Origin of the sequence: Novosphingobium terrae (genome assembly GCF_017163935.1) — a bacterium.
Taxonomy (GTDB): Bacteria; Pseudomonadota; Alphaproteobacteria; order Sphingomonadales; family Sphingomonadaceae; genus Novosphingobium; species Novosphingobium terrae.
The window spans coordinates 3,210,910-3,232,559 of record NZ_JABVZR010000001.1; the positions used below are offsets into that span (position 1 = coordinate 3,210,910).

The following is a 21,650-nucleotide window of genomic DNA, read 5'->3' on the forward strand; positions in this document are numbered from 1 at the left end:
CCGGCCAACCGGCGGGCGGAGTGGCGCCACGCAATTGCTCTTTACGTCACCCGCCGCTGCTGTAGGACGGGCGGAGGATGATGGCCGTCAGGCGCCCCGCAGGCGCCTCTGTTAAGAAAGACCTCCGATGCACGATATGTCTCGCCTGACGACCGGGATCAGCGGGCTGGATCAGATTCTGGCGGGCGGCTTTATCGCGGGCGCGTCTTACATCATTCAGGGCCAGCCGGGCGCGGGCAAGACGATCCTGTCGAACCAGATCGCCTTCAGCCATCTGCGTGACGGCGGCAAGGTGCTGTATGTCACGCTTCTGGCCGAAAGCCATGAGCGATTGTTCCAGGCGCTCGACGTGCTGGACTTCTTCGACCGTTCCAAGCTGGGCAATGACATCACCTATGTCAGCGTCTTCCAGACCCTGCGTGACGAGGGGCTGGACGCGGTGGTCAAGCTGCTGCGCCGCGAGACCAAGCGGCAGGGCGCGACCTTGCTGGTCTTCGACGGGCTGCTCAACGCGCGTGACCGCGCCGAGACCGATTTCGACGTGAAGACCTTCGTCGCCGAAATTCAGGGCCAGGCCGCTTTCGTGGGGTGCAGCGTGCTGTTCCTCACCAGCTCCAGCGTGAAGGAGATCAGCCCCGAGCATACGATGGTCGATGGCGTGGTCGAACTGACCGATACGCTGGCCGGTGTGCGCTCGGTGCGGCAGATCCAGATCCGCAAGTCGCGTGGCAGCAAGGCGATCGGCGGGCTTCACGAATTCGAGATCAGCGATGGCGGCATCACCGTCTACCCCCGTCTGGAGGCGCTGGCCGATCCTGCCATCGCCGCGCTGGAACCCGCCACGGGCCGCGTCGGCTCGGGCCTTGCCGAGCTGGACGCGCTGCTGGGCGGCGGCATTCCGCGCGGCTCGGTCACGCTGATCGCCGGGCCCACCGGTGGCGGCAAGACCACGCTGGGGCTGCATTTCCTCTCGCAATCCAGCGCGGACGAGCCGGGGCTGCATTTCGGCTTCTTCGAGACCCCGCATCGCCTCTATGCCAAGGCCCGCTCGCTGGGCATCGCCCTGCCCGCCAGCGGCAGCCCGGAGCTGACGCTGCACTGGACCTCGCTGTCGGACAACATCCTCGACAAGCTGGGCGATCAGCTGCTGGGGCAGGTGCAAAAGCTGGGCATCAAGCGCTTGTTTATCGACGGCTTCGGCGGTTTCGAGCGGGCCGCGCATCACCGTCCGCGCCTGATCGAATTTTTCGCCAGCCTGGTGGATCGCTTGCGCGCCCTTAGCGTTACAACATTGGCGACCTGGGAAATCCGCGAGCTCGTGGGAACCGATGTCACCGCCCCGGCACGGGATCTGTCAGCCATTCTGGATAACATGATCCTTCTGCGCCAGGTCGAGGAGGACCATCGCCTTGTCAGGTCGATTTCAGTCCAGAAAGTCCGCGACGGCAACTTCGATTCCGCTGCTCACCTTATCGAGTTCGCGGAAGGGGGGCTGGCGATCGGTGCCTCGCTGCATCATGAGCTGGCTTCGCCCTCCGTTGATCCGATCGATGGCTGAAGCGCCATGAGCGGACCGGAGGTGCCCCTGACATGGCGCTGATCCTTGTCGCCGATGACGAGTATTTCCTCGCGGTCATGCTGGCCGATATGCTCGAGGACGAAGGGCATGAGGTGCAGACCGCGCCCAATGGGCAGGCTGCGCTTGCCCTGATGCGCGAGGCCAGGCCCGCCCTGCTGATCACCGATTTCATGATGCCGATCATGACCGGGCTGGAACTGGCCGAGGCGATGCATGCCGATGCCGCGCTGGCCGATATCCCGATCATTCTGGTGAGCGGCGCGCAGGGCGGCATCGCCCGCGAAAAGCCCGAGCTGTTTCAGGCCGTGTTCGACAAGCCCTATCAGCGCGACGGCCTGCTGGCCGAGGTGGAGCGCATGCTGAACGGCAAGGGTTAAAGGCAAAGTGGCGGAACCGGGCCCTGAACGCGCCGGGACCGGCTTGCGCTGAGGCCCGGAGCTTACAGCAGGGCAGGTTCGGATGATCGTCTGCCCCGGCACCATCAATGATACATTGTTACACGCCATCTTGTCACAAGGCTCAAGGCGTTCCATAGTGGTTCATCGTCCTTTTGCTCCCCCCTTTCAAAGGCGCTTCATTCATGCCGAAAATCACCGCGCGTCTCGCGCTGGCTGCCTGCTCCGTGCTGGCGCTGGGCCTCACTCCTTTTGCGGCGCAAGCCAAGCCCGCCAAGGCTGCCGCAGCCGATCAGGCCAGCGACATTCCCGCCAAATGGGAAGCCCCCCGCCCTGGCTTCGATTACGACCTGCGCGAGGTGATGATCCCCATGCGTGACGGTGTGAAGCTGCACACCATCATCGCCATCCCCAAAGGCGCCAAGGGCCTGCCCATGCTGATGGAGCGCACGCCTTACGACGCCGACAGCTTCCTCAAGCGCAACATCCCCCATCTGCGCGACGCCGTGTGGTCGGCCAATCGCGAATGGGTCGATGACGGTTACATCTTCGTCTATCAGGACATTCGCGGCAAATATGGCTCGCAGGGGCCCTACATCATGACCCGCCCCCCGCGCGGCCCCATGAATGACAGCAAGACCGACGACACCACCGATTCCTACGACACCGTCGACTGGCTGGTGAAGAATCTGCCTGAATCCAATGGCAAGGTCGGGCTGATCGGCTCCTCCTACGATGGCTGGACGGTGACCATGGCGCTGCTGGGGCCCCACCCCGCCGTGAAGGCAGCAGCTCCGGAAAGCCCGATGATCGACGGCTGGATGGGCGACGACTGGTTCCATTACGGCGCCTTCCGCCAGATCAACCTCGACTATTTCACCGAGCAGAGCAGCAAGACCGGCAAGGGCGAAGCCGTGCCGCGCAGCAGCTATGACGATTATCAGGCCTTCCTCGATGCCGGCACGGCGGGCGCCTGGGCCACCACCAACGGCTTCAAGCAGCTGCCCTGGTGGAACCGCCTCTCCAGCCATCCGGCCTATGACAGCTTCTGGCAGGATCAGGCGCTGGACAAGCAGGTGGTCGCCAAGCCCTCCACCGTGCCCACCCTCTGGCTGCAGGGCCTGTGGGATCAGGAGGATATGTATGGCGCCATCCACAGCTATGAGGCGCTGAAGGCGGCGGGCCATGACAACAACCATATCGTGATGGGCCCGTGGTATCACAGCCAGGTCAACCGCAGCGCGGAGAGCCTTGGCGCTCTGAAATGGCCGGGCGACACCGCTGCCGACTTCCGCCGCGACACGCTGATCCCCTTCTTCGACACCTATCTGAAGGACCGTGCGCCCGCCACGCCGCAGCCCTCGGCGATGATCTACAACCCGGCTGAAAAGCATTGGGACAGCTTCGCGCAATGGCCCGGCGTGCCCCAGAGCGGCCTCACGCCCTTCTATCTGCAAGCCAGCAACGGCCTTGCCACGCAGCCATCCTCGGGCGCTGACTCCTATGTCTCCGATCCCGCCAAGCCCGTGCCCTTCGAGCCCCTGCCCGCGCGCTTCGCCGATCATCCCAGCTGGGCGACATGGCTGGTGCAGGACCAGCGCTTCGTCTCGACGCGCCCCGATGTGCTCAGCTACCAGACCCCGGTGCTCGATCATGAAGTGCGGCTGGAGGGCGCGCCCTTCGCCGATCTCTTCGCCCGCACCACCGGCAGCGATGTCGATTTCGTGGTGAAGATCATCGACGTCTACCCGCCCACCTATGCCGAACAGCCCGAGCTGGGCGGCTATCAGCTGCCGATCAGCCTCGACATCTTCCGTGGCCGCTATCGCGGCGGTTTCGACAAGCCGGCGGCAGTGCCTGCGGGTCAGGTGCAGGAGTACAAGTTCCGCCTGCCCACGGTGAACTATACGGTGAAGCCGGGCCACCGGATCATGGTGCAGATCCAGTCCTCGCTGTTCCCGCTCTATGACCGCAACCCGCAGACCTATGTGCCCAACATCTTCTTCGCCAAGCCCGAGGATTTCCAGAAGGCCACCATCACGCTGGAACACGGGCCCGATGGCCAGAGCGCGGTGCTGCTGCCGGTGGTGAAGCCGTGATCCGAAGCAGGCACCCCGTGCGGAAGCTTCGGCGGGGTGCCTGCCGGTGATGGAAACATCATAAGCGCTCAACAGTTTGCTTAAGAGGATAGGGCTCGCACGCTGGCAGCAGCGCGCGAGCCCTATCCTTTTCCACAAGGAGGCAAAGATGCTGCGCAAACTGACTCTGGGCGCCATGCTGCTGGCCATCGGCACGCTGGCGGCCTGTGACGATGATGGCCACCACCCCCGCTGGGACCGCGGCGGCGGCTATGACCATGGCCGCGACCATCGCGGCGATCATGACCACGATCACGATGATGACCATCACTGGGCCCCGCATTGATCACGGGACAGGAACGGGCGCCGGACTTGCGCCCTGACGCGGTCAGGCCACCCGCCTGATCCGCCCGAAGCGCGTGCCGCCCTGTGTGGCGATATCGCCCGCACGGAACCGCGCCAGCTCCTGCATCAGCGCATCGGACTGCGCGGCCAGCCCGCGCGCCGCCGCGCTGGTCTCTTCCGAGGCGGCGGCATTGCTCTGGGTGATCTGATGCATCTCGCTGACGGTGCCATTGGCCTCGCGCAGGCGCCCGGCCTGATCGTTGGTATCGCGGGCGATGCGGTTCATCACCTCGCTGATCTGGGCCACGCCCTCCGCGATGCGCAGCAGGGCCTCGCCGGTCTGGGTCACCAGAGTCACGCCCTGTGACACCTGCGAGGCCGATCCGGCGATCCGCCCCTTGATGTCACGCGCGGCATCGGCGCTGCGCTGGGCCAAAGCGCGCACCTCATTGGCGACCACGGCAAAGCCGCGCCCCGCCTCACCCGCGCGGGCCGCTTCCACGCCTGCGTTCAAGGCCAGCAAATTGGTCTGGAAGGCGATGCCGTCGATCACGCTGACGATCGCCGCGATCTCGCCCGAGGAATGTTCGATGGCGGCCATGGCCTCCACCGTGCTGGACATCACCGCGCTGGATTCCTCGGCCTGACGGCGGGTTTCGCTCACCAGCGCATTGGCCTGCGTGGCGGCATCGGCGGATTGGGCGATGGCGGTGCCGATCTGGCCCAGTGCCTGCACCGTCGCCTCGGCCTTCACCGATTGAACGGCGGCCCGGCTGGACGCATCCTGCGCCGCCTGCTGGATATCCTCGGCGCTGCGGGCCACCAGATCGGCGGTCTGCTGCACCTTGCCCATCGAAGCCGCAAAGGCATCGGCGGTGCTGTTGAAGCTCTCGCGCAGGCCCTCGTAATCGGAGCGGAAGGGGCGATCGAGGTGGCAGGTGAGGTTCCCGCGTGACAATTCGCCAAGGCCCTGACGCAGATCATCGATCACGGCAGAGGTTTCGGCCAGATTCTGGATCATCACCAGAATGGATTCCACCCCATCGAGCCATGCCGGGATCAGCGTCACCAGAATCCGCACCGGATTGCCGTGCGGATCGAGGTTGAGCCATTCGAAGCGCGAGAGGCCTTTCTCACGCGCCTCGATCTGCCGTTCGGGAACATGAACAGGGGAAGGACGGCCATCACTCTGGATAGGGGCGGAAAAATCCTCCGGCGCGCGGCCCAGAATCTCTTCGACAGTATAGCCATAGATGCTGGCGCAGGCCTGATTGCAGGCGACAAAGACACCATGCTGGATCAGCAGCAGTCCATCGGGCGACAGATCGAAGAGCGCCCTGGCCAGGCTGGTTTCGAGGGAAGGCTTTTCCTTGCGCCAGAACATGCTCGCGATCACCCGGTTGCAGACGTTGCAGACAGGGCCTGATTCTAGAACAGTCTGGTAAAGGCGAGCGCATGCCACGCCCCGGGAGAATCCATAGGGATTTGGCCAGAGGGCGCCCCGGTCAGGGCGCCTTGGCAGGCTGCGCGGGCGGCAGGGTCTGGGTGTCGAAGACCTTCTGCTGCTCGGGGCTGAGCGTGGTGTAGAAGGTCTTGAGCGCCTGCGCCTGCTTGTGCAGATCGGCCTGCTCCTGCCTCATCTCCGCTTCCATCAGATCCATGCGCTGGGGGGCGGAAATGTTGGGGAACAGGGCCGCCGCGCTGCGCCGGCGCTCCTGCGTGCGGTTGGGCGCGGAGGCCTGAGCGCGATAGGCCTCCCAGCCCAGCTCCTGCTGAGGCGTCAGATGCAGATAGTCATGCAGCTTCTGCTCGGGCGTCAGCCCGACGGTCTGGCTCCAGCCCGGGGCGGCGCTCAGCACAGCCGCCCCCAAAGCCAGAGCGATGGCACCGTTTTTGATCATCAGGCGCTTACTGGCAGGCATTGTTGGTGACCCAGTGATACTGCTTGTCCTCACCCCATTGCCAATAGCCGCAGGCCGTCGAGGGCGGTGTGGCCGGGGCCGCATTGGGTGCATAGCTATCGACCGACCCCTGAGGCACCGGCGGCGCCTGTTCCGGCGCGGGATCGTAATAATAGCCAGGATAGTCGCCATAATAGCCCGGCCAGCCCCAGAGCCAGGGATCGCTGTAGAGGCCCCAGCCCCAACCCCAGCCGGGATAGCCGCCCCAGCCATAGCCGCCGCGATAGACCACGCCGCCACGGTAGAAGCCGCCGCCGTGATAGCCACCGCCACGGTAGCCGCCGCCACCGCGAAAACCGCCACCACCGCCGACATGGCCGCCGCCGCCGAAGTGACCGCCACCGCCATGGCCACCGCCACGCTGCGCCTGAGCCGCGACCGGCGCGCAAACCAGCGCCAGCGCCGCCACCATTCCCGCGACATGACCCGCCAGAATCTTCATGGGTTCTTCCTTTCCTCAGGGCGCTGGCGGCGAGTGTCCTTGCAGAGGGTCGTCGGCGACGCTTGTTCTTTTGAAGTGTGTGTTCGGAGCCTGGGCCAACCGCCCGGTCGAGGAGAATCGACAGCGCGGCAAGAGCCAGCCCTCAGTGTTGCAAACCGAGTGTTAACCTTGGCTGACTCGGGCCCGTAAAGCGATGTAAAATCGTCTCTTCTCGGCCTTTATACGGCCAGTCGCCCACGGTGGCGGGGGGCAGGAAAAGCGGCCATGCTTAATTCCTATTTTATAACTAGGATATAAACAATTTCTACGAAGCGGGAAAGGCGCGAAGGCTCGCATAAGCAGCGCCAATATCGCATTCCCGGAGAGGAAGGCAGGGATGCCTATATGGCGCAGCATAGGGCAGCAGACCAAAAGCCTGCAAAATCCGGACCTATTGCTGAAAAAGATCTTCAAGATAGAAAATCTATCGCGTGATATCGCTGCAACAGAACGCGTGATCCACAGAAAATATCCCGACATCAACTTATGACATTCGATCATTATAAATTATAATCGGTTGGAGATCGGTCATTTCCTCCGCCTTCTCGTGCCGGAAAGCACACATGGAGGGCACGATGACCGCACATATCAGGATCAGCGCAAAACATCTCTCATCCTTGAGCACAACAGCCCTGATGCTGATGGCGCACACCGCCCTCGCAACCCCGGCTCCCGCCCCCTCGGCCCCCGCTGCCGCGCCTGCCGAAAGTGACGACACGGGATCGGCCATCATCGTCACCGGCACCCGCGCGCGCGGCATCACCCAGGCCGAAAGCCCCACCCCGATCAAGGTGCTGGACAGCAGCGCGCTGACAAAGGTCGGCCAGCCCAGCGTCACGCAGGAACTGGCGCAGCTGATCCCCTCCTTCAGCGCGCAGACCTTCGGCGGCGATGCCTCCAATCTGACGCTGAGCGCGCGGTTGCGCGGGCTCAGCCCCAATCACACGCTGGTGCTGGTCAATGGCAAGCGACGCCACGGCACCGCCAATTTCAGCATCAGCGGCGGCGCCTATGCCGGTGGCGCCGCCCCCGATCTCGACCTGATCAGCCCGGAATCGATCGACCATATCGAGGTGCTGGAACAGGGCGCCGCCGCGCAATACGGGTCCGATGCCATCGGCGGCGTGATCAACATCATCCTGAAGAACAAGAGCGAGGGCGGCACGCTGGATGGCACCGGCGGCTCCTATTACAACACCGGCGGGCTGACCGGGGCGGTGGGGCTCAATCTGGGCACCAAACTGGGCGAGAATGGCTTTCTCAACATCACCGCCTTCCACCGCTATCACGATTACAGCGTGACCAGCGGGCTGGACAAGCGCGTGGTCGATGCCAACGGCACTCTGCTCTCCTCGCTCAGCACGGCGCAAAAGGCGCTCTATGGTTCGCTGCCGGGCTATCCCAATGTCAATCCGATCACCGGTGACGCGCGGACCCATCTCACCAATCTGCAGTACAATGCCGGTTACGATCTGGGCGATGTGCAGCTTTACAGCTTCGGCAGCTATTCGCGCAAAGTGGCCAATTCGCAGCAGAATGTGCGCCTGCCCGATCGCATCATCGCCTCCTCCACGCTGGGCGTGGCGGGCACGCTGGGGTCATCCGATGCCCTGCTCTATTCCAGCACCGGCTTTATCCCGCTGATCGGCATCAAGGAGGATGACTTCTCCTTCACCGGCGGCGCCAAGGGCCAGCTTGCAGGCTTCAACTTCGATCTGAGCGGCACCTGGGGCCAGGATCACGACGATGTCTACACCCTCAATTCGGCCAATGCGCAGCTTTTCATCAACACCCACACCACGCCATCGAACTTCCATGACGGTTCGTGGCGCGCGGTGGAATGGACGCTGAATGCCGACTTCAACCGCGACATCGATCTGGGTCTGGCCAAGCCGCTGACCTTCGCTTTCGGCGCGGAGTATCGCAAGAACATCTATGCCATCACCGCGGGCGATCCGGCCTCTTACCAGCTGGGCGGCGCGCAGGCCTATCCCGGCTTCACCCCCACCGATGCGGGCGATCACAACCGCCACAACATCGCGCTCTATGCCGATATCACCGCCCATCCCACCGCGAAGTGGCTGATCGAACCGGCAGTCCGCTGGGAGCATTATTCCGACTTTGGCGACACCACCACCTGGAAGGTCACCAGCCGTTACGATGTCAGCCCGGCCTTCGGCCTGCGCGGCACGGTCAACACCGGCTTCCGCGCGCCGTCGCTGCTTGAGGAATATTACTCGGCCACCAACCTCTCGCCCACCACGGCAACGGTGGTGCTGCCCGCCAATTCGGCGGCGGCCAAATTTCTCGGCTTCCAGAATCTGAAGCCGGAGAAATCGACCAATTACAGCCTTGGGCTGGTGCTGCGCCCCGCCCCGCGCCTGACCTTCACGCTGGACGTCTATCAGATCAAGATCCGCGACCGCATCCTTGGCACCAGCACGCTGTATGGCACGGGCGGCTCGGTGAACTATCCGCTGGTCACGCAGGCGATCGCGCTCAACGGCAATCTGCTCGACCCCACGGTCAGCGTGACCGGCGTCTCCACCTACACCAATGCCGCCGACACGCGCACGCGCGGCGTGGATGTGGTGGCCAGCTACGCCAGCGATTTTCACAGTCTGGGCCATGTGACCTGGACTCTGGCGGGCACCTACAACAAGACCAGAGCGACCAAGATCTACAGCGCCAGTTCGGTGATCCCGGTCAGCAGCACCTTCAGCGCCACCGCGCAGTCGACGCTGGAAAGCAGCACCCCCACGCTCAAGGTGATCACCGGGGCCGACTGGACGCTGGGCAAGCTGGATCTCAACCTGCGCGGCACCTATTATTCGGCCACGCGCACCTATGTGACACCGGGCACCGGCCTCTATCTCCAGCGTGTGCCCAATGCCTATATCGTCGATCTGGACCTGGGCTATCAGCTGTTCAAGGGGCTGCGTCTGGCCATTGGCGCCAACAATCTCTTCAACATCAAGCCGCCCTATTCGGACCCGAACCAGACCGGCGGCAGCATCTGGCGCACGCCGATCACCACCGCGCCCTATGGCATCAACGGCGGCTATTACTACGGCAAGGTGACCGTCAACTTCTGAGCCCGCCTGCCCCAACACCTTCTGCCGATGCCGGGGGGCTTTGGCAGACTTTCGCCGGCCGGATGGCGCTCTGGAAGGCCTCCGGTCGGCGAAAGATTATCTTGAGGGGCCAAGGCCAAATCTAATTTCCTATTTAATTGATAGGAAATTAGGATATACATCACAGCCCCGGTCCCACAGGATCGGCGCTGACCGCAGGAGACAAGCCGGCCATGACCTATCGCCTGAGCATCCTGGACAAGGCCCTGATCCCCGAGGGGCTGAGCGCCCCCGCCTCTCTGGCGCAGACCGTGGAGCTGGCGGTGCTGGCCGAGAGGCTGGGCTTCCACCGCTACTGGTTTGCCGAGCATCACGGCATGGCCAATCTCGCCAGCTCCGCGCCGGAGCTGCTGGCCGCCCATGTGCTGGCCCGCACGCAGCATATCCGCGTCGGCACGGGCGGAGTGATGCTGCAGCATTACGCGCCTTTCAAGGTGGCGGAGAGCTTCAACCTGCTGGCCGCTCTGGCGCCGGGGCGCGTCGATCTGGGCGTCGGCAAGGCGCCGGGCGGGTTGCCGCATGCCACAGGCGCCCTGCGCCCCGAGCAGACCACTCCGGCTGATTTCGATGCCAGGCTGCGTGATCTCGATGGCTTCCTGACCGGCAGCCTGCCCGAGAGCCACCCCTATGCCGGCGCCATCGCCGCCCCTCAGCCGACCGAACCCGCCCGCCGCATCCTGCTGGGCGCCAGCACGCAAAGCGCCGCTCTGGCCGCCGAGCTGGACTGGGATTTCTGCTACGCCGGTCACTTCGACGGCGATCCCCAGCGCATGAAGCAGGCCTTCGACCTCTATCGCGCCGCCACAGGCCGCAGCCCGCTGCTGGCGCTGGTGGCCTTCGCCGCGCCCAGCGAGGAGGAGGCCAAGCGCCTTGTCGGCCTCTATCGCTTCCTGCGCCTGCACCTCTCGACCGGGCAGCGGGTCAATGTGCCCAATGAGGCGGTGGCGGCAGAATTCGCCCGGCAGGCGGGCGTCACCGATTACACCACGCAGGAGATCGAGCCCAACATCCTCACCGGCACCGGCGACCAGCTGCGCGCCGCGCTGGACGATCTGAGCGCGACGCTGGGCGTGGAGGACTTCGTGATCGACGCCCCCGTGGCAGACCATGCCGCGCGCCGCACCTCGCTGCAGGAGCTGGCCCGCGCGATCCTCTCCCCGGCCCAAGGACCGGAGGCACAGAGCAAAACCCTGCAACCGGCCTGACCCCATCCCCAGCTGCCAGAATGAAAGGTACGCGCATGAGCGAGAACCCCATCCCCTTCGGCATCATGCTTCACGGCCCCGGCGGGCATATGCATGCCTGGAAGCACCCCAGCAATCCCGCCGATGCCAGCGTCAACCTGCCCTTCCTCACCGGGCAGGCCCTCAAGGCCGAAGCGAACGGTATCACCTTCGCCTTCGTAGCCGACGGGCTCTACATCAATGACAAGTCGATCCCGCATTTCCTCAACCGCTTCGAGCCGATCACCGTGCTTTCGGCCCTGGCCAGCGTAACAACAAAGATCGGTCTGGCGGGCACCCTCTCCACCTCCTACAGCGATCCCTTCACGGTGGCGCGCCAGTTTGCCTCGCTGGATCTGATCAGCGGCGGGCGCGCGGGCTGGAATGTGGTGACCTCGCCGCTGGAGGGCTCGGGCCGCAATTACGGGCGGGCCCATCCCGAACACGCCCAGCGCTATCAGATCGCCGACGAATATCTCACCGTCACGCAGGGCCTTTGGGACAGCTGGGATGAAGACGCCTTCCCCCGCAACCGCGAGACCGGCGAATTCGTCGACAAGAGCCGCTTCCGCCCGATCAACCACAAGGGGCCGTTCTTTCAGGTGGAAGGGCCGCTCAACATCGGGCGTTCCCCTCAAGGCCAGCCGGTGATCTTTCAGGCGGGGTCCTCCGAAGCCGGGATCGGCCTTGCGGGCAAATTCGCCGATGCGGTCTTCACCGGCCCGGCCACCTTCGAGGAAGCCACGGCATTTCGCGCACAAGTGCGAGCCAGCGCGGTGGTGCAGGGCCGCCCGGCGGACCATGTGAAGATCTTCCCCGGCATCGCCATCGTCACCGGCGCCAGTGATGAAGAGGCCGAGCGCAAATATGACGCCATCGCCAATCTGCTGACCATCGATGATGCGCTGGACTATCTGGGCCGCTTCTTCGACCATCACGATTTCCGCGCCTATCCGCTCGATGGGCCCTTCCCCGAACTGGGGGACATCGGCGCCAACAGCTTCCGCTCCACCACCGACCGGATCAAGCAGGATGCCGCCGAAAACCAGCTGACCTTGCGTGAGGCGGCACTGAAAGCCGCCACCCCCAAGCCGCATTTTCTGGGCAGCGGCGCCAAGGTTGCCGAAGAGCTGATCCGCTGGATCGACGGCGGCGCGGCGGATGGCTTTATCCTTGGTTTCCCGGTGGCCGCACAGGGCCTGGACGACTTTATCGATTTCGTGATCCCCGAACTGGAAAAGCGCGGCCGCTATGATCGTGTGCTGCATGGCGCCACCCTGCGCGATCACCTCGGCCTGCCCTTCAAGGAGAGCCGCCACAAGGCTCCCGCCGCCACGGCCCCGGAAAGGCAATCGGCATGAGCGCCCTGCTGGACCGCCCCCGCCACACGGCGCCCGCCATCGCCGGCATCGAAGCCTTTCTCGATGACGCCATCGCCATCCGCCACGATCTGCATCACCATCCCGAACTCTCGCGGCAGGAGCATCGCACCGCCGCTCTGGTGGCGGACCGCCTGCGCGACTGGGGCTATGCCGTCACCACCGGCATCGGCGGCAATGGCGTGGTCGGCACCCTGCGCCGGGGGGATGGCGAGCGGGCGCTGGGCATCCGCGCCGATATGGACGCCCTGCCCATCACCGAAGCCTCGCAGCTCGATTTTGCCAGCAGCGCGCCCGGCGTGATGCATGCCTGCGGGCATGACGGCCACACCGCCATCCTGCTGGCCGCCGCGCGCTATCTGGCCGAAAAGGTTGATTTTTCAGGCACGCTTCACCTCATCTTCCAGCCCGCCGAGGAAATCGGCCAAGGCGCCAAGGCGATGATCGAGGATGGCCTGTTCGAACGCTTCCCTGTCGATGCGGTTTACGGATTGCACAATTGGCCGGGCCTGCCCACCGGGCGTTTCGGCTTTGTCGATGGGCCCGCCATGGCCTCGGTCGACTGGTTCGGCATCAGCATCAAGGGCAAGGGCGGGCATGGCGCCGCGCCTCAGGAAACCGTCGATCCGGTGCTGGTTGCGGCCCATCTGGTCACCGCCCTGCAGAGCATCGTGGCGCGCAATGTGGCACCGCTCGATTCCGCCGTGGTGACGGTCGGCTCGATCCATGGCGGCGATGCGGCCAATGTCATCCCCGATGCGGTGGAGCTGAAACTCACCGCCCGCTCCTTCCGGCCCGAGGTGCGCGAGGCGCTGCAACAGCGCATCCAGCATCTGGCCCACAGCATCGCCGAAAGCTTCGGCGCCACCGCGCAGGTCGAACTGCGGCGCGGCTTCCCCAGCGTGATCAACCATAAGGCCGAAACCGACTTCGCCCGCGCGGTGGCGCGCGATCTGCTGGGCGAGGAGGGCATCATCGCAGATTTCCAGCCCCGCACCGCCAGCGAGGATTTCTCCTTCATGCTTCAGGAGCGCCCCGGCGCCTTCCTCTTCGTGGGCACCGGCGAAGGCGAGCCACTGCATAGCCCGCGCTATCGCTTCAACGATGATGTCATCGCTCCGGCGGCGGCGCTCTGGGCGCGGCTGGCCGAAAGCTGGCTCGTCTGAACCGCTAACCGCCCTTCCAACCTCAAGGAGACCGGCCATGAACGCTCGCACCGCGATCATTCAGGACAATCAGCCCGATGGCGACCGGATCATCACCTCCAGCCCGCGCGATCCGCTGGCCAAACCGCTGCTGGAGGCTTTGGTGGGCGAATACACCACGCGCTATCACGATGTGATCGGGCGCGAGCCCGATGCGGCCACCCATGAGGTCTATCACCGCTATCCGCCCGAGGCCTTCGAGGCGCCGCATGGCGGCTTTATCCTGCTGCTGCGCAAGGGCGTGCCGGTGGCGGGCGGCGCCTTCATGGCCCATGCCGATCCGCAGACCACCGAGTTCAAGCGCATCTGGACCCATGCCGATCACCGCCGTCAGGGGCTGGCCAGGCGCGTGGTCGAAGCATTGGAGCAGCGCGCCGCCGCTCTGGGTTATGCGCGGGTCTATCTCACCACCGGCTTCCGCCAGCCCGAGGCCGAGGCGCTCTACAAGGGCCTTGGCTACACCGCGCTGTATGATCCGCTGGCCGACCGCGAGGCGCAATTCACCCTGCCCTTCGAAAAAGCCATCGCCGCGCGACGGGAGGCGCAATCCGCATGACCACCCTGCTGGCCGACACCGCCCCGCCCGAACTGCACATCCCGGCGGCGGCGCCGCCCCTGCCCCCTGCCAAAACCGCTCAGACACCGCCCGCGACGCAGGACTGGACCCAGCGCCGCATCATCCCCGCCCGCTATCCGGGGCGCACCGCCGCCACGGTGCTGGGAGCGCTGATCATCGTTGCCGTGGGCGTTTCGGTCTTCGGCAATCCGCGCTGGGGCTGGCCGGTCTTCGCGCAATGGTTCTTCACCGAGCCGGTGCTGGTGGGCCTTGGCCGCACGCTGTTGCTGACGGCGGTCGGCACGCTGCTGGGATCGCTGCTGGGCACGGTGCTGGCGCTGGCGCGTGTTTCGGGATCGAAGCTGCTGGCGGGCGTGTCATGGAGCTACATCTGGCTGTTCCGCTCGGTGCCGCTGATCGTGCTGCTGCTGCTGCTCAACAATCTGGGCTATCTCTATGAGACGATCAGCCTTGGCGTGCCGCTGACCAACATCAGCTTCGCCTCATGGTCCACCACCACGCTGATCGGGCCTTTTGCCGCCGCCGTGATCGGGCTCAGCCTCAATCAGGCGGCCTTTTCCTCCGAGATCATCCGGGGCGGCATCCTCTCGGTCGATCACGGTCAGCGTGAGGCCGCCGCCGCGCTGGGCCTGCCCCGCCGCCGACAGGTCTTCAACATCATCCTGCCGCAAGCGATGCGCAGCATCCTGCCCGCCGCCTTCAACGAGATCATCAACCTCGCGAAGAACACCTCGGTGGTCTATATTCTGGCTCTGCCCGAGCTGTTCTACACCGTGCAGGTGATCTATCGCCGCAATCTGGATGTGGTGCCGCTGCTGATGGTGGCGACCGTCTGGTATCTGATCATTCTGACGGCCCTGTCGGCGGTGCAGCAGCGGGTCGAGCGGCGTTTCGCGCGCGGCGCCGGTGCCGAAGGCAAGAGCCGTTCGCGCAGCATTGTGCAGCATGCCAAGGCCAGCGCCGCGCCCCTGTCATGGCCCTTCGCGCGCGGTGGCGCGGTCGACATCGAGCATGTCTCGAAAAGCTTTGGCGAGGTGCAGGTGCTGCATGATGTCTCGCTCAGCCTGCCCTCGGGCAGTGTGACAGCGATCATCGGCCAGTCGGGCTCGGGCAAGAGCACCTTGCTGCGGCTGATCAACCATCTCGAACGCGTCGATGGTGGCCTCATCACCATCGATGGCGATCTGATCGGCTATCGCGCGCAGGGCGATCTTCTGCATGAGTTAAAGGAACCCGATGTGCTGCGCCGCCGCACCGGCGTGGGCATGGTGTTCCAGAGCTTCAACCTGTTCAAACATCTGACCGTGCTGGAGAACATCGCCGCTGCCCCGGTCTGGGTGCGCGGCATCCCCCGCGCGCAGGCCGAGGCGCAGGCGCGCGAGCTGCTCGCCCGCGTCGGCCTCTCGGACAAGGCCGAGGCCTATCCGCGCCAGCTTTCCGGCGGGCAACAGCAGCGCGTGGCGATTGCCCGCGCTCTGGCCCTGCGGCCCAAGGTGCTGCTCTTCGATGAGCCAACCTCCGCCCTCGATCCCGAACTGGTGGGCGAGGTGCTGGATGTCATCAAGGAGCTGGCGCGTTCGGGGACCACGCTGCTGATCGTCACCCATGAGATGGGCTTTGCCCGCGAGGTGGCCGATACGGTGGTCTTCATGGATCAGGGCCGCATCGTCGAGGCCGGCCCGCCCGAGCAGATCTTCACCCATCCCCGTCAGCCGCGCACGGCCGAATTCCTCTCCAAGGTGCTTTGAATGAAACCTCGCTTTGCCGCGCTGCTGCTATCACTGTCGCTTGCCGCCTGTTCGCCGCCCAAGGAGAAGGCGGGGCCGGAAACCCTGCCCCGCATCCGCACCGAAAAGGTGGAGGCCGCGGCAAAACTGTTGCCCGGGGATCTGCATCTGGCGCAGCCCGGCACGCTCTCCATTGCCATGACGGTGCAGACCCTGCCTCTGGCCGATTACGCCCATGACAATGAACGCGAGGTCGTCGGGCTGGAGCCCAGCATCGCGCAACTGATCGCTGACAGTCTGGGGCTGAAGCTGAAGATCGTGCCCATTGCCTGGGCGGACTGGCCGCTGGGGCTGAGTTCGGGGAAGTATGATGCCGTCATGTCCAATGTGACGGTGACCGAAGAGCGCAAGGCGAAGTATGATTTCTCGACCTATCGCGATGACAAGCTGGGCATCTACACCCGCAGCGAAGGCCCGATCAAAAGCGTGACCAGGCCCGAAGACATCGCCGGGCTGAAGGTGGCGGTGGGGGCCAGCACCAACCAGTCACAGATCCTCGACCGCTGGAATGCGCAGAATGTCAAAGCCGGACGTAAAGCGGCCACCCCGCTCTATTTCGATGATAGCGGGATTTCGCGGCTGGCGGTGCTGTCGGGGCAGGCCGATGTGTCCTTCGGGCCCAACGCCATCTCGGCCTATGAGGCGCGCGACGGCAAGACCCGCAAGGTGGGCGAATTCGCCGGGGGCTGGCCGCTGACGGCCTATATCGCGGTGACCACGCGCAAGGGATCGGGGCTGGCTCAGGCGATCACCAGCGCGCTCAACGCCCAGATCGACAATGGCCATTACGGCGAGCTGCTGGCCCGCTGGAACCTCAGTTCCGAAGCCATCAAGCGGTCTGAAACCAACCCGCCGGGCCTGCCCAGAAGCTGAGCGGAGTCCTTCGAAACTCTTCAGGTAAACTTTACAGTTTACCTGAAGATATGCTATGGCGCGGGCATGAGTTCCGATACGCCCCCCTTTGCCTCCGCTCTGGCCCATGATCTGCGCGCCAATTTTCGCGCGCTGAAACGCCGCTTTCGCGAGCAGGCGCCTGCGGGCGAACTGACCCCGGCGCAGATCGCCGTCGTCAACCGACTCGAAAGCGGCCCCAGCACCGCATCGGCCCTCGCCCGGGCCGAGGGGATGCGCCCGCAATCGATGGGGCCAATCATCGCCGCGCTCGATGCCGCCGGGGTCATTCAGGGCCAGCCCGACCCCGCCGATGGGCGCCAGACCCTGCTTTCGCTGACCCTGACCTATCGCGAACAGCTCAACGCCAGACGCGAGGCAAGGCAGGACTGGCTGGAACGCACCATCGCCACCCGCCTCACCCCCGAAGAGCAGCAGGTGCTGGCCCGGGCCAACGCCCTGCTACGCCGGATCGTCGAGCCATGAGCACGCTGGCGGCCCCGTCAGGCGGACTGTTCCGCTCGCTGCGCAACGGCAATTACCGGCTGTGGACGATGGGCGCCTTTGTCTCGAACATCGGCACATGGGTGCAGCGCACCGCGCAGGACTGGCTGGTGCTGACCATGCTCACGCATCACAGCGCCTCGGCGGTGGGCATTGTGATGGCGCTGCAGTTCGGCCCCCAGATGCTGCTGCTGCCATGGACAGGCGTGGCCGCCGACCGTTTCGACCAGCGCCGCCTGCTGATGGTGACTCAGGCCATCAGCGGCGCGCTGGCGCTGGGCCTTGGCGTGCTGACGCTGACCGGGCTGGTCAGCCTGTGGCAGGTCTATGTCTTTGCTTTCCTGTTCGGCTGCGCCTCGGCCTTTGACGCGCCGGTGCGCCAGACCTTCGTGGGCCAGCTGGTGGGCGATGCGGATCTGCCCAATGCGGTGGCGCTCAACTCCACCAGCTTCAACAGCGCGCGGATGATCGGCCCGGCGGTGGCAGGGCTGATCATCGCGGCGGCGGGCATCGGCTGGTCCTTCGTGATCAACGGCATCTCCTTCTTCGCGGTGATGCTGGCCATGCTGGCGATGAACAGGAAGGAATTGCGCAACCCGCCCCGCTCCAGACGCGGCACGGGCGGCTTTGTGGAAGGGCTGCGCTATGTCCGCGCCCGGCCCGATCTGATCGCGATCCTGGCCATGCTGTTCCTGATCGGCACCTTCGGGCTGAACTTTCCGATCTTCATCTCGACCATGGCCGTCGGCGTGTTCCATGCCGATGCGCGCGCCTATGGCCTGCTCTCCTCGATGATGGCGGTGGGCACGGTGACGGGGGCACTGTTCAACGCGCAGCAGGACAAGCCGCGCTTCAAGATGCTGATCGCCAGCAGCGCGCTGTTCGGTCTGGGCTGCACGCTGGCCGCGCTGGCGCCGAGCTATTGGTGGTTTGGCGCGGCGCTGCTGGTCACGGGCATCGCCTCGCTGACCTTTACCAATGCCACCAACAGCCTGATGCAGATCTCCACAGAGCCTGCGATGCGCGGGCGGGTGATGGCGCTGCGCGTGGGCATCGCGCTGGGCGGCACGCCGCTGGGCGCACCCGTGGTGGGCTTTGTGGCCGACCACGCCGGGCCGCGCTGGGCGCTGGGCGTGGCGGCGGCGGCGGGTGTCGCCTCGGTGCTGGTGGGCTGGCGGGCGCTGAAGTGGATCGCACCGGGCGCACGGGGTTAGCGGCCTGCTCTTTGTTGCGGCACAGGGCTGCAGCATGGCCGCCTTTGGGATCGTTCAGCTCATGCCCTGCAGATGGTCTGTTGCGGCCTCAAGACCCTCCGCAGAATCCTGATCCAACCCGACCAGAGCGCCGCGCAAATCCTCGACATAGCGTTTAAATCCCTGTTCCGCCTCGGCCTGAGAGGGCAGGCGCAGCAGGTGACTGGGGTGGACCGTCAACCGGCAGGGCGTGCCATCGGCCAGCATCAGCCCCTGTCCCGCCTCCTGCCCAATGGAGATGTTTTGGCCGGTCAGGGCGCGCAGGGCCGTCTTGCCCATGGCGAGGACCAGACGGGGGCGCAGAATCGCCCGCTCCTGATCGAGCCACCAGCGACAGGCATCGATCTCACCGACATTGGGCCGGGCATGCAGGCGGTGCTTGCCGCGCTGCTCGAATTTGAAATGCTTGACCGCATTGGTGACATAAAGCCTGTCGCGCGGCACCCCCGCCTGCGCCAGAGCGCGATCGAACAGCGCCCCCGCCGGGCCGATGAAGGGCCGCCCCGCAAGGTCCTCCTGATCGCCCGGCTGTTCGCCCACCACCATGATGGCGGCATCCTCCGGGCCTTCGCCAAAGACGGTCTGGGTGGCCTGGCTGCACAAGCCGCAGCGCTGGCATTCGGCAGCTTCCTCACGCAGCAGGCGCAGCGCCGCCCCGCGATCCTGAGGCGGAGCATGACGCGTCACGCGTGGCACTTGCGGGGCCTGAGCGATCATCGCCAGTTCGCGCCTTCGCGCGTCAGCAATCAGCCCGGGCACCAGCGCGGTTTCGGGCATGTTCTTCCAGTATTTGCGCGGCATTTCCTTCAGCATCGCCCCGGTCATCAGCCGCGCGGGATTGAAGATGGCGCTGTAATAGGTCTGCCATGCCGCCTCGACCGGATCGCCTTTGGGCGCCTCCTCGCGCCGGGCGGGCGGGCCTTCGGTGAGGGTCTCGCCATCCCAGTGCAGCGTGCCTTGCGGGGTCAGGATCGACCAGCGCATGGCGGCGAAACGGTCCACAAAGAAACCGGCGTTGGCGCGCAGGATATGATGCTCCGGCTCATACCAGGCGATGAAGCGGGGCTGGCCGCCCTCCTCCACCTCGCGGAAGCGCAGGAAGGCATGCATCTTGTGGATATCGCGCCGCACGGTGCTAGCCATCGTTTCCACGCGGCGCAGCAGGGGATCGGCGCGGTCGCCCAGCAGCGCGGGGTTGGCCGCCACCTTCAGCAGCAGCGCATAGAGCAGCGCGAAACGCTGCGGATCGCTGTGCAGCAAAGCCTGCTCGGCCAGCGTGACAAAGGGTTTGGGTACGGTGAACGGTCTGCCCCGAGCGGGCGGCAGAGCCTGAGCCTCAACCCCGAACAAATCGCCGGGAGCATCGCCCACCTGCCAGACCACCGCCTCGGGCGGCACGCCCGCCTGCGCCAGTCGCCGCGCCTGCGTGCGCCAGCCCTCAAAATCATCGGGCGCGTCGAGGCAGACGCGATGCATCAGGCGGCGAAGAGTTCAAGCTGAGCGGGCTTGGGCGCCAGCATGCTGCGCAGATCGCTGCGGTCGGTCAGCGCCACGGGCCGCCAGTCCGCGGTGACGATAAAAGGCCGCAGCTTGCGCAGCGAGACCGTCATCCGCGCCACATCCTCCAGCCGCAATTGCCGCAACCGCCGCGCCGAGAGGATGGCGTCCACCGCCCTCACCCCCAGTCCGGGAATGCGCAGCAGCAACTCACGCGGGGCGCGGTTGAGGTCGACCGGGAAGCTCTCGCGGAAGCGCAGCGCCCAAGCCAGCTTGGGATCGATATCCAGCGGCAGCATCCCCGTCGCCGGATCGGCGGCAGCACCCACCTCCTGCGGCGAGAAGCCATAATAACGCAGCAGCCAGTCGGACTGATAAAGCCGATGCTCACGCATCAGCGGCGGGCGGCGCAAGGGCAGCACCGCGCTGGCATCGGGGATCGGGCTGAAGGCGGAATAATAGACGCGGCGCAGATCGAACCGCTCATAAAGCGTGGAGGCGCGTGCCACGATCTCGCGGTCGGTGGCGGCATCAGCGCCCACGATCATCTGCGTCGATTGCCCGGCGGGTGCGAAATCGGGCGCCGAGCGATAGCGCCGCCGCGCATCATGGCCATCGGCGATGGCCCCGCGCATCGCCCCCATCGCGCCCTCGATGCGGTCCTGCGACTTGTCCGGCGCGAGGCGGCGCAGCCCGCTCACCGTGGGCAATTCGACATTGATCGAGACGCGGTCGGCATGGCGCCCCGCCGCCTCGATCAGCGCGGGATCGGCGTCAGGAATGGTTTTGAGGTGAATATAGCCGCGAAAATCATGGTCTTCCCGCAAGGCACGGGCCACCTCGACGATCTGCTCCATCGTGTAATCGGGCGAATGGATGATGCCGGAGGAGAGAAACAGCCCCTCGATGCAATTGCGGCGATAGAAGTCCAGCGTCAGCTTCACCACCTCCGCCGCCGTGAAGCGCGCGCGGCGCACATTGGAGGAGGCGCGGTTGATGCAGTAATGGCAGTCGAAGATGCAGCTGTTGGTCAGCAGCAGCTTGAGCAGGCTGATGCAGCGCCCATCCGGCGCATAGGCGTGGCAGATGCCCATCCCGCCCGAGGTCGATCCCAACCCCTTGCCATCGCGCGAATCCCGCTTCTTGCCGCCTGACGACGCGCAGGAGGCATCATATTTCGCGGCATCGGCCAGAATGGCCAGCTTATCGGTGAGGGAGAGTGAGGACATGAGGCCTGATCCGGGCGCTCAACCAGCGGCGCCGTCAGACTCTAAAATGGCGCGAAGGCCATTCCCTGTCCATCAAAATGTTCTTGATACGTTCTTATTGTGCGTCGCGCTGATTGTTCAGCCCCGTGACGC

General features: G+C 65.3%; 18 protein-coding genes. 13 read left to right on the forward strand and 5 right to left on the reverse strand.

Translation table 11 applies throughout. From position 1 onward, the window contains the following. Window positions 1–127 precede the first annotated feature (127 nt). The 4 genes from HGK27_RS14395 to HGK27_RS14410 all read left to right on the forward strand — a co-directional run bounded on the left by HGK27_RS14395 (window position 128) and on the right by HGK27_RS14410 (window position 4,398). Entirely contained in the window at window positions 128–1,558 is a 1,431-nt protein-coding gene (locus HGK27_RS14395; RefSeq protein WP_206241414.1) for an RAD55 family ATPase, read from the forward strand. A gap of 32 nt (window positions 1,559–1,590) precedes the next feature. Further along, entirely contained in the window at window positions 1,591–1,956 is a 366-nt protein-coding gene (locus HGK27_RS14400) for a response regulator (RefSeq protein WP_206241416.1), read from the forward strand. A gap of 203 nt (window positions 1,957–2,159) precedes the next feature. Further along, a complete protein-coding gene (locus HGK27_RS14405) occupies window positions 2,160–4,073 on the forward strand; it encodes a CocE/NonD family hydrolase (protein WP_206241418.1) in 1,914 nt (637 codons plus the stop codon). Window positions 4,074–4,221: 148 nt separating this feature from the next. After that, on the forward strand, window positions 4,222–4,398 hold the full coding sequence (locus HGK27_RS14410; RefSeq protein WP_206241420.1) for a hypothetical protein: 177 nt from the start codon (window positions 4,222–4,224) through the stop codon (window positions 4,396–4,398). Between the two features lie 42 nt (window positions 4,399–4,440). On the opposite strand, the gene HGK27_RS14415 is transcribed toward HGK27_RS14410, so the two are convergent. The 3 genes from HGK27_RS14415 to HGK27_RS14425 form a co-directional block, all read right to left on the reverse strand. Continuing rightward, window positions 4,441–5,781 (reverse strand): methyl-accepting chemotaxis protein, encoded by a 1,341-nt coding sequence (locus HGK27_RS14415; RefSeq protein ID WP_206241421.1) that lies wholly within the window; start codon window positions 5,779–5,781, stop codon window positions 4,441–4,443. Window positions 5,782–5,902: 121 nt separating this feature from the next. Continuing rightward, window positions 5,903–6,298 carry a Spy/CpxP family protein refolding chaperone gene (locus HGK27_RS14420; protein ID WP_206241423.1) on the reverse strand — a complete coding sequence of 132 codons (396 nt, stop codon included), beginning with the start codon at window positions 6,296–6,298 and terminating at the stop codon, window positions 5,903–5,905. A 7-nt stretch (window positions 6,299–6,305) separates the two neighbouring features. Next, window positions 6,306–6,800, reverse strand: coding sequence for a hypothetical protein (locus HGK27_RS14425; protein ID WP_206241425.1), 495 nt, complete (start codon window positions 6,798–6,800; stop codon window positions 6,306–6,308). A 614-nt stretch (window positions 6,801–7,414) separates the two neighbouring features. Here HGK27_RS14425 and HGK27_RS14430 point away from each other — a divergent pair. The 9 genes from HGK27_RS14430 (at window position 7,415) to HGK27_RS14470 (ending at window position 18,753) form a co-directional block, all read left to right on the forward strand. Continuing rightward, window positions 7,415–9,934 (forward strand): TonB-dependent receptor plug domain-containing protein, encoded by a 2,520-nt coding sequence (locus HGK27_RS14430; protein ID WP_206241427.1) that lies wholly within the window; start codon window positions 7,415–7,417, stop codon window positions 9,932–9,934. A gap of 212 nt (window positions 9,935–10,146) precedes the next feature. Then, window positions 10,147–11,178 carry an MsnO8 family LLM class oxidoreductase gene (locus HGK27_RS14435; protein WP_206241429.1) on the forward strand — a complete coding sequence of 344 codons (1,032 nt, stop codon included), beginning with the start codon at window positions 10,147–10,149 and terminating at the stop codon, window positions 11,176–11,178. Between the two features lie 35 nt (window positions 11,179–11,213). Beyond that, window positions 11,214–12,557 (forward strand): LLM class flavin-dependent oxidoreductase, encoded by a 1,344-nt coding sequence (locus tag HGK27_RS14440; protein ID WP_206241430.1) that lies wholly within the window; start codon window positions 11,214–11,216, stop codon window positions 12,555–12,557. Further along, the gene (locus HGK27_RS14445; RefSeq protein ID WP_206241431.1) at window positions 12,554–13,741 is read left to right on the forward strand and encodes a M20 aminoacylase family protein; all 1,188 of its coding nucleotides are present in this window, start codon (window positions 12,554–12,556) and stop codon (window positions 13,739–13,741) included. Before HGK27_RS14440 ends, HGK27_RS14445 begins: the two co-directional genes overlap by 4 nt. A gap of 37 nt (window positions 13,742–13,778) precedes the next feature. Next, complete coding sequence (locus HGK27_RS14450; RefSeq protein WP_206241432.1) at window positions 13,779–14,336, forward strand: GNAT family N-acetyltransferase; 558 nt, start codon at window positions 13,779–13,781, stop codon at window positions 14,334–14,336. Next, window positions 14,333–16,105, forward strand: a complete 1,773-nt coding sequence (locus HGK27_RS31515) for an amino acid ABC transporter permease/ATP-binding protein (protein ID WP_322099038.1) — start codon at window positions 14,333–14,335, stop codon at window positions 16,103–16,105. Before HGK27_RS14450 ends, HGK27_RS31515 begins: the two co-directional genes overlap by 4 nt. Beyond that, a complete protein-coding gene (locus HGK27_RS14460) occupies window positions 16,106–17,017 on the forward strand; it encodes an ABC transporter substrate-binding protein (RefSeq protein WP_206241433.1) in 912 nt (303 codons plus the stop codon). A 66-nt stretch (window positions 17,018–17,083) separates the two neighbouring features. Next, complete coding sequence (locus tag HGK27_RS14465; protein WP_206241434.1) at window positions 17,084–17,521, forward strand: MarR family winged helix-turn-helix transcriptional regulator; 438 nt, start codon at window positions 17,084–17,086, stop codon at window positions 17,519–17,521. After that, window positions 17,518–18,753, forward strand: coding sequence for an MFS transporter (locus HGK27_RS14470; protein ID WP_241127181.1), 1,236 nt, complete (start codon window positions 17,518–17,520; stop codon window positions 18,751–18,753). Before HGK27_RS14465 ends, HGK27_RS14470 begins: the two co-directional genes overlap by 4 nt. Window positions 18,754–18,807: 54 nt before the next feature. On the opposite strand, the gene HGK27_RS14475 is transcribed toward HGK27_RS14470, so the two are convergent. Both HGK27_RS14475 and HGK27_RS14480 read right to left on the reverse strand, forming a co-directional pair. Next, entirely contained in the window at window positions 18,808–20,268 is a 1,461-nt protein-coding gene (locus HGK27_RS14475; protein ID WP_206241436.1) for a UdgX family uracil-DNA binding protein, read from the reverse strand. Continuing rightward, window positions 20,268–21,518 (reverse strand): putative DNA modification/repair radical SAM protein, encoded by a 1,251-nt coding sequence (locus HGK27_RS14480; RefSeq protein ID WP_206241438.1) that lies wholly within the window; start codon window positions 21,516–21,518, stop codon window positions 20,268–20,270. The genes HGK27_RS14475 and HGK27_RS14480 overlap by 1 nt, the downstream gene beginning before the upstream one ends. Window positions 21,519–21,650: the final 132 nt, after the last annotated feature.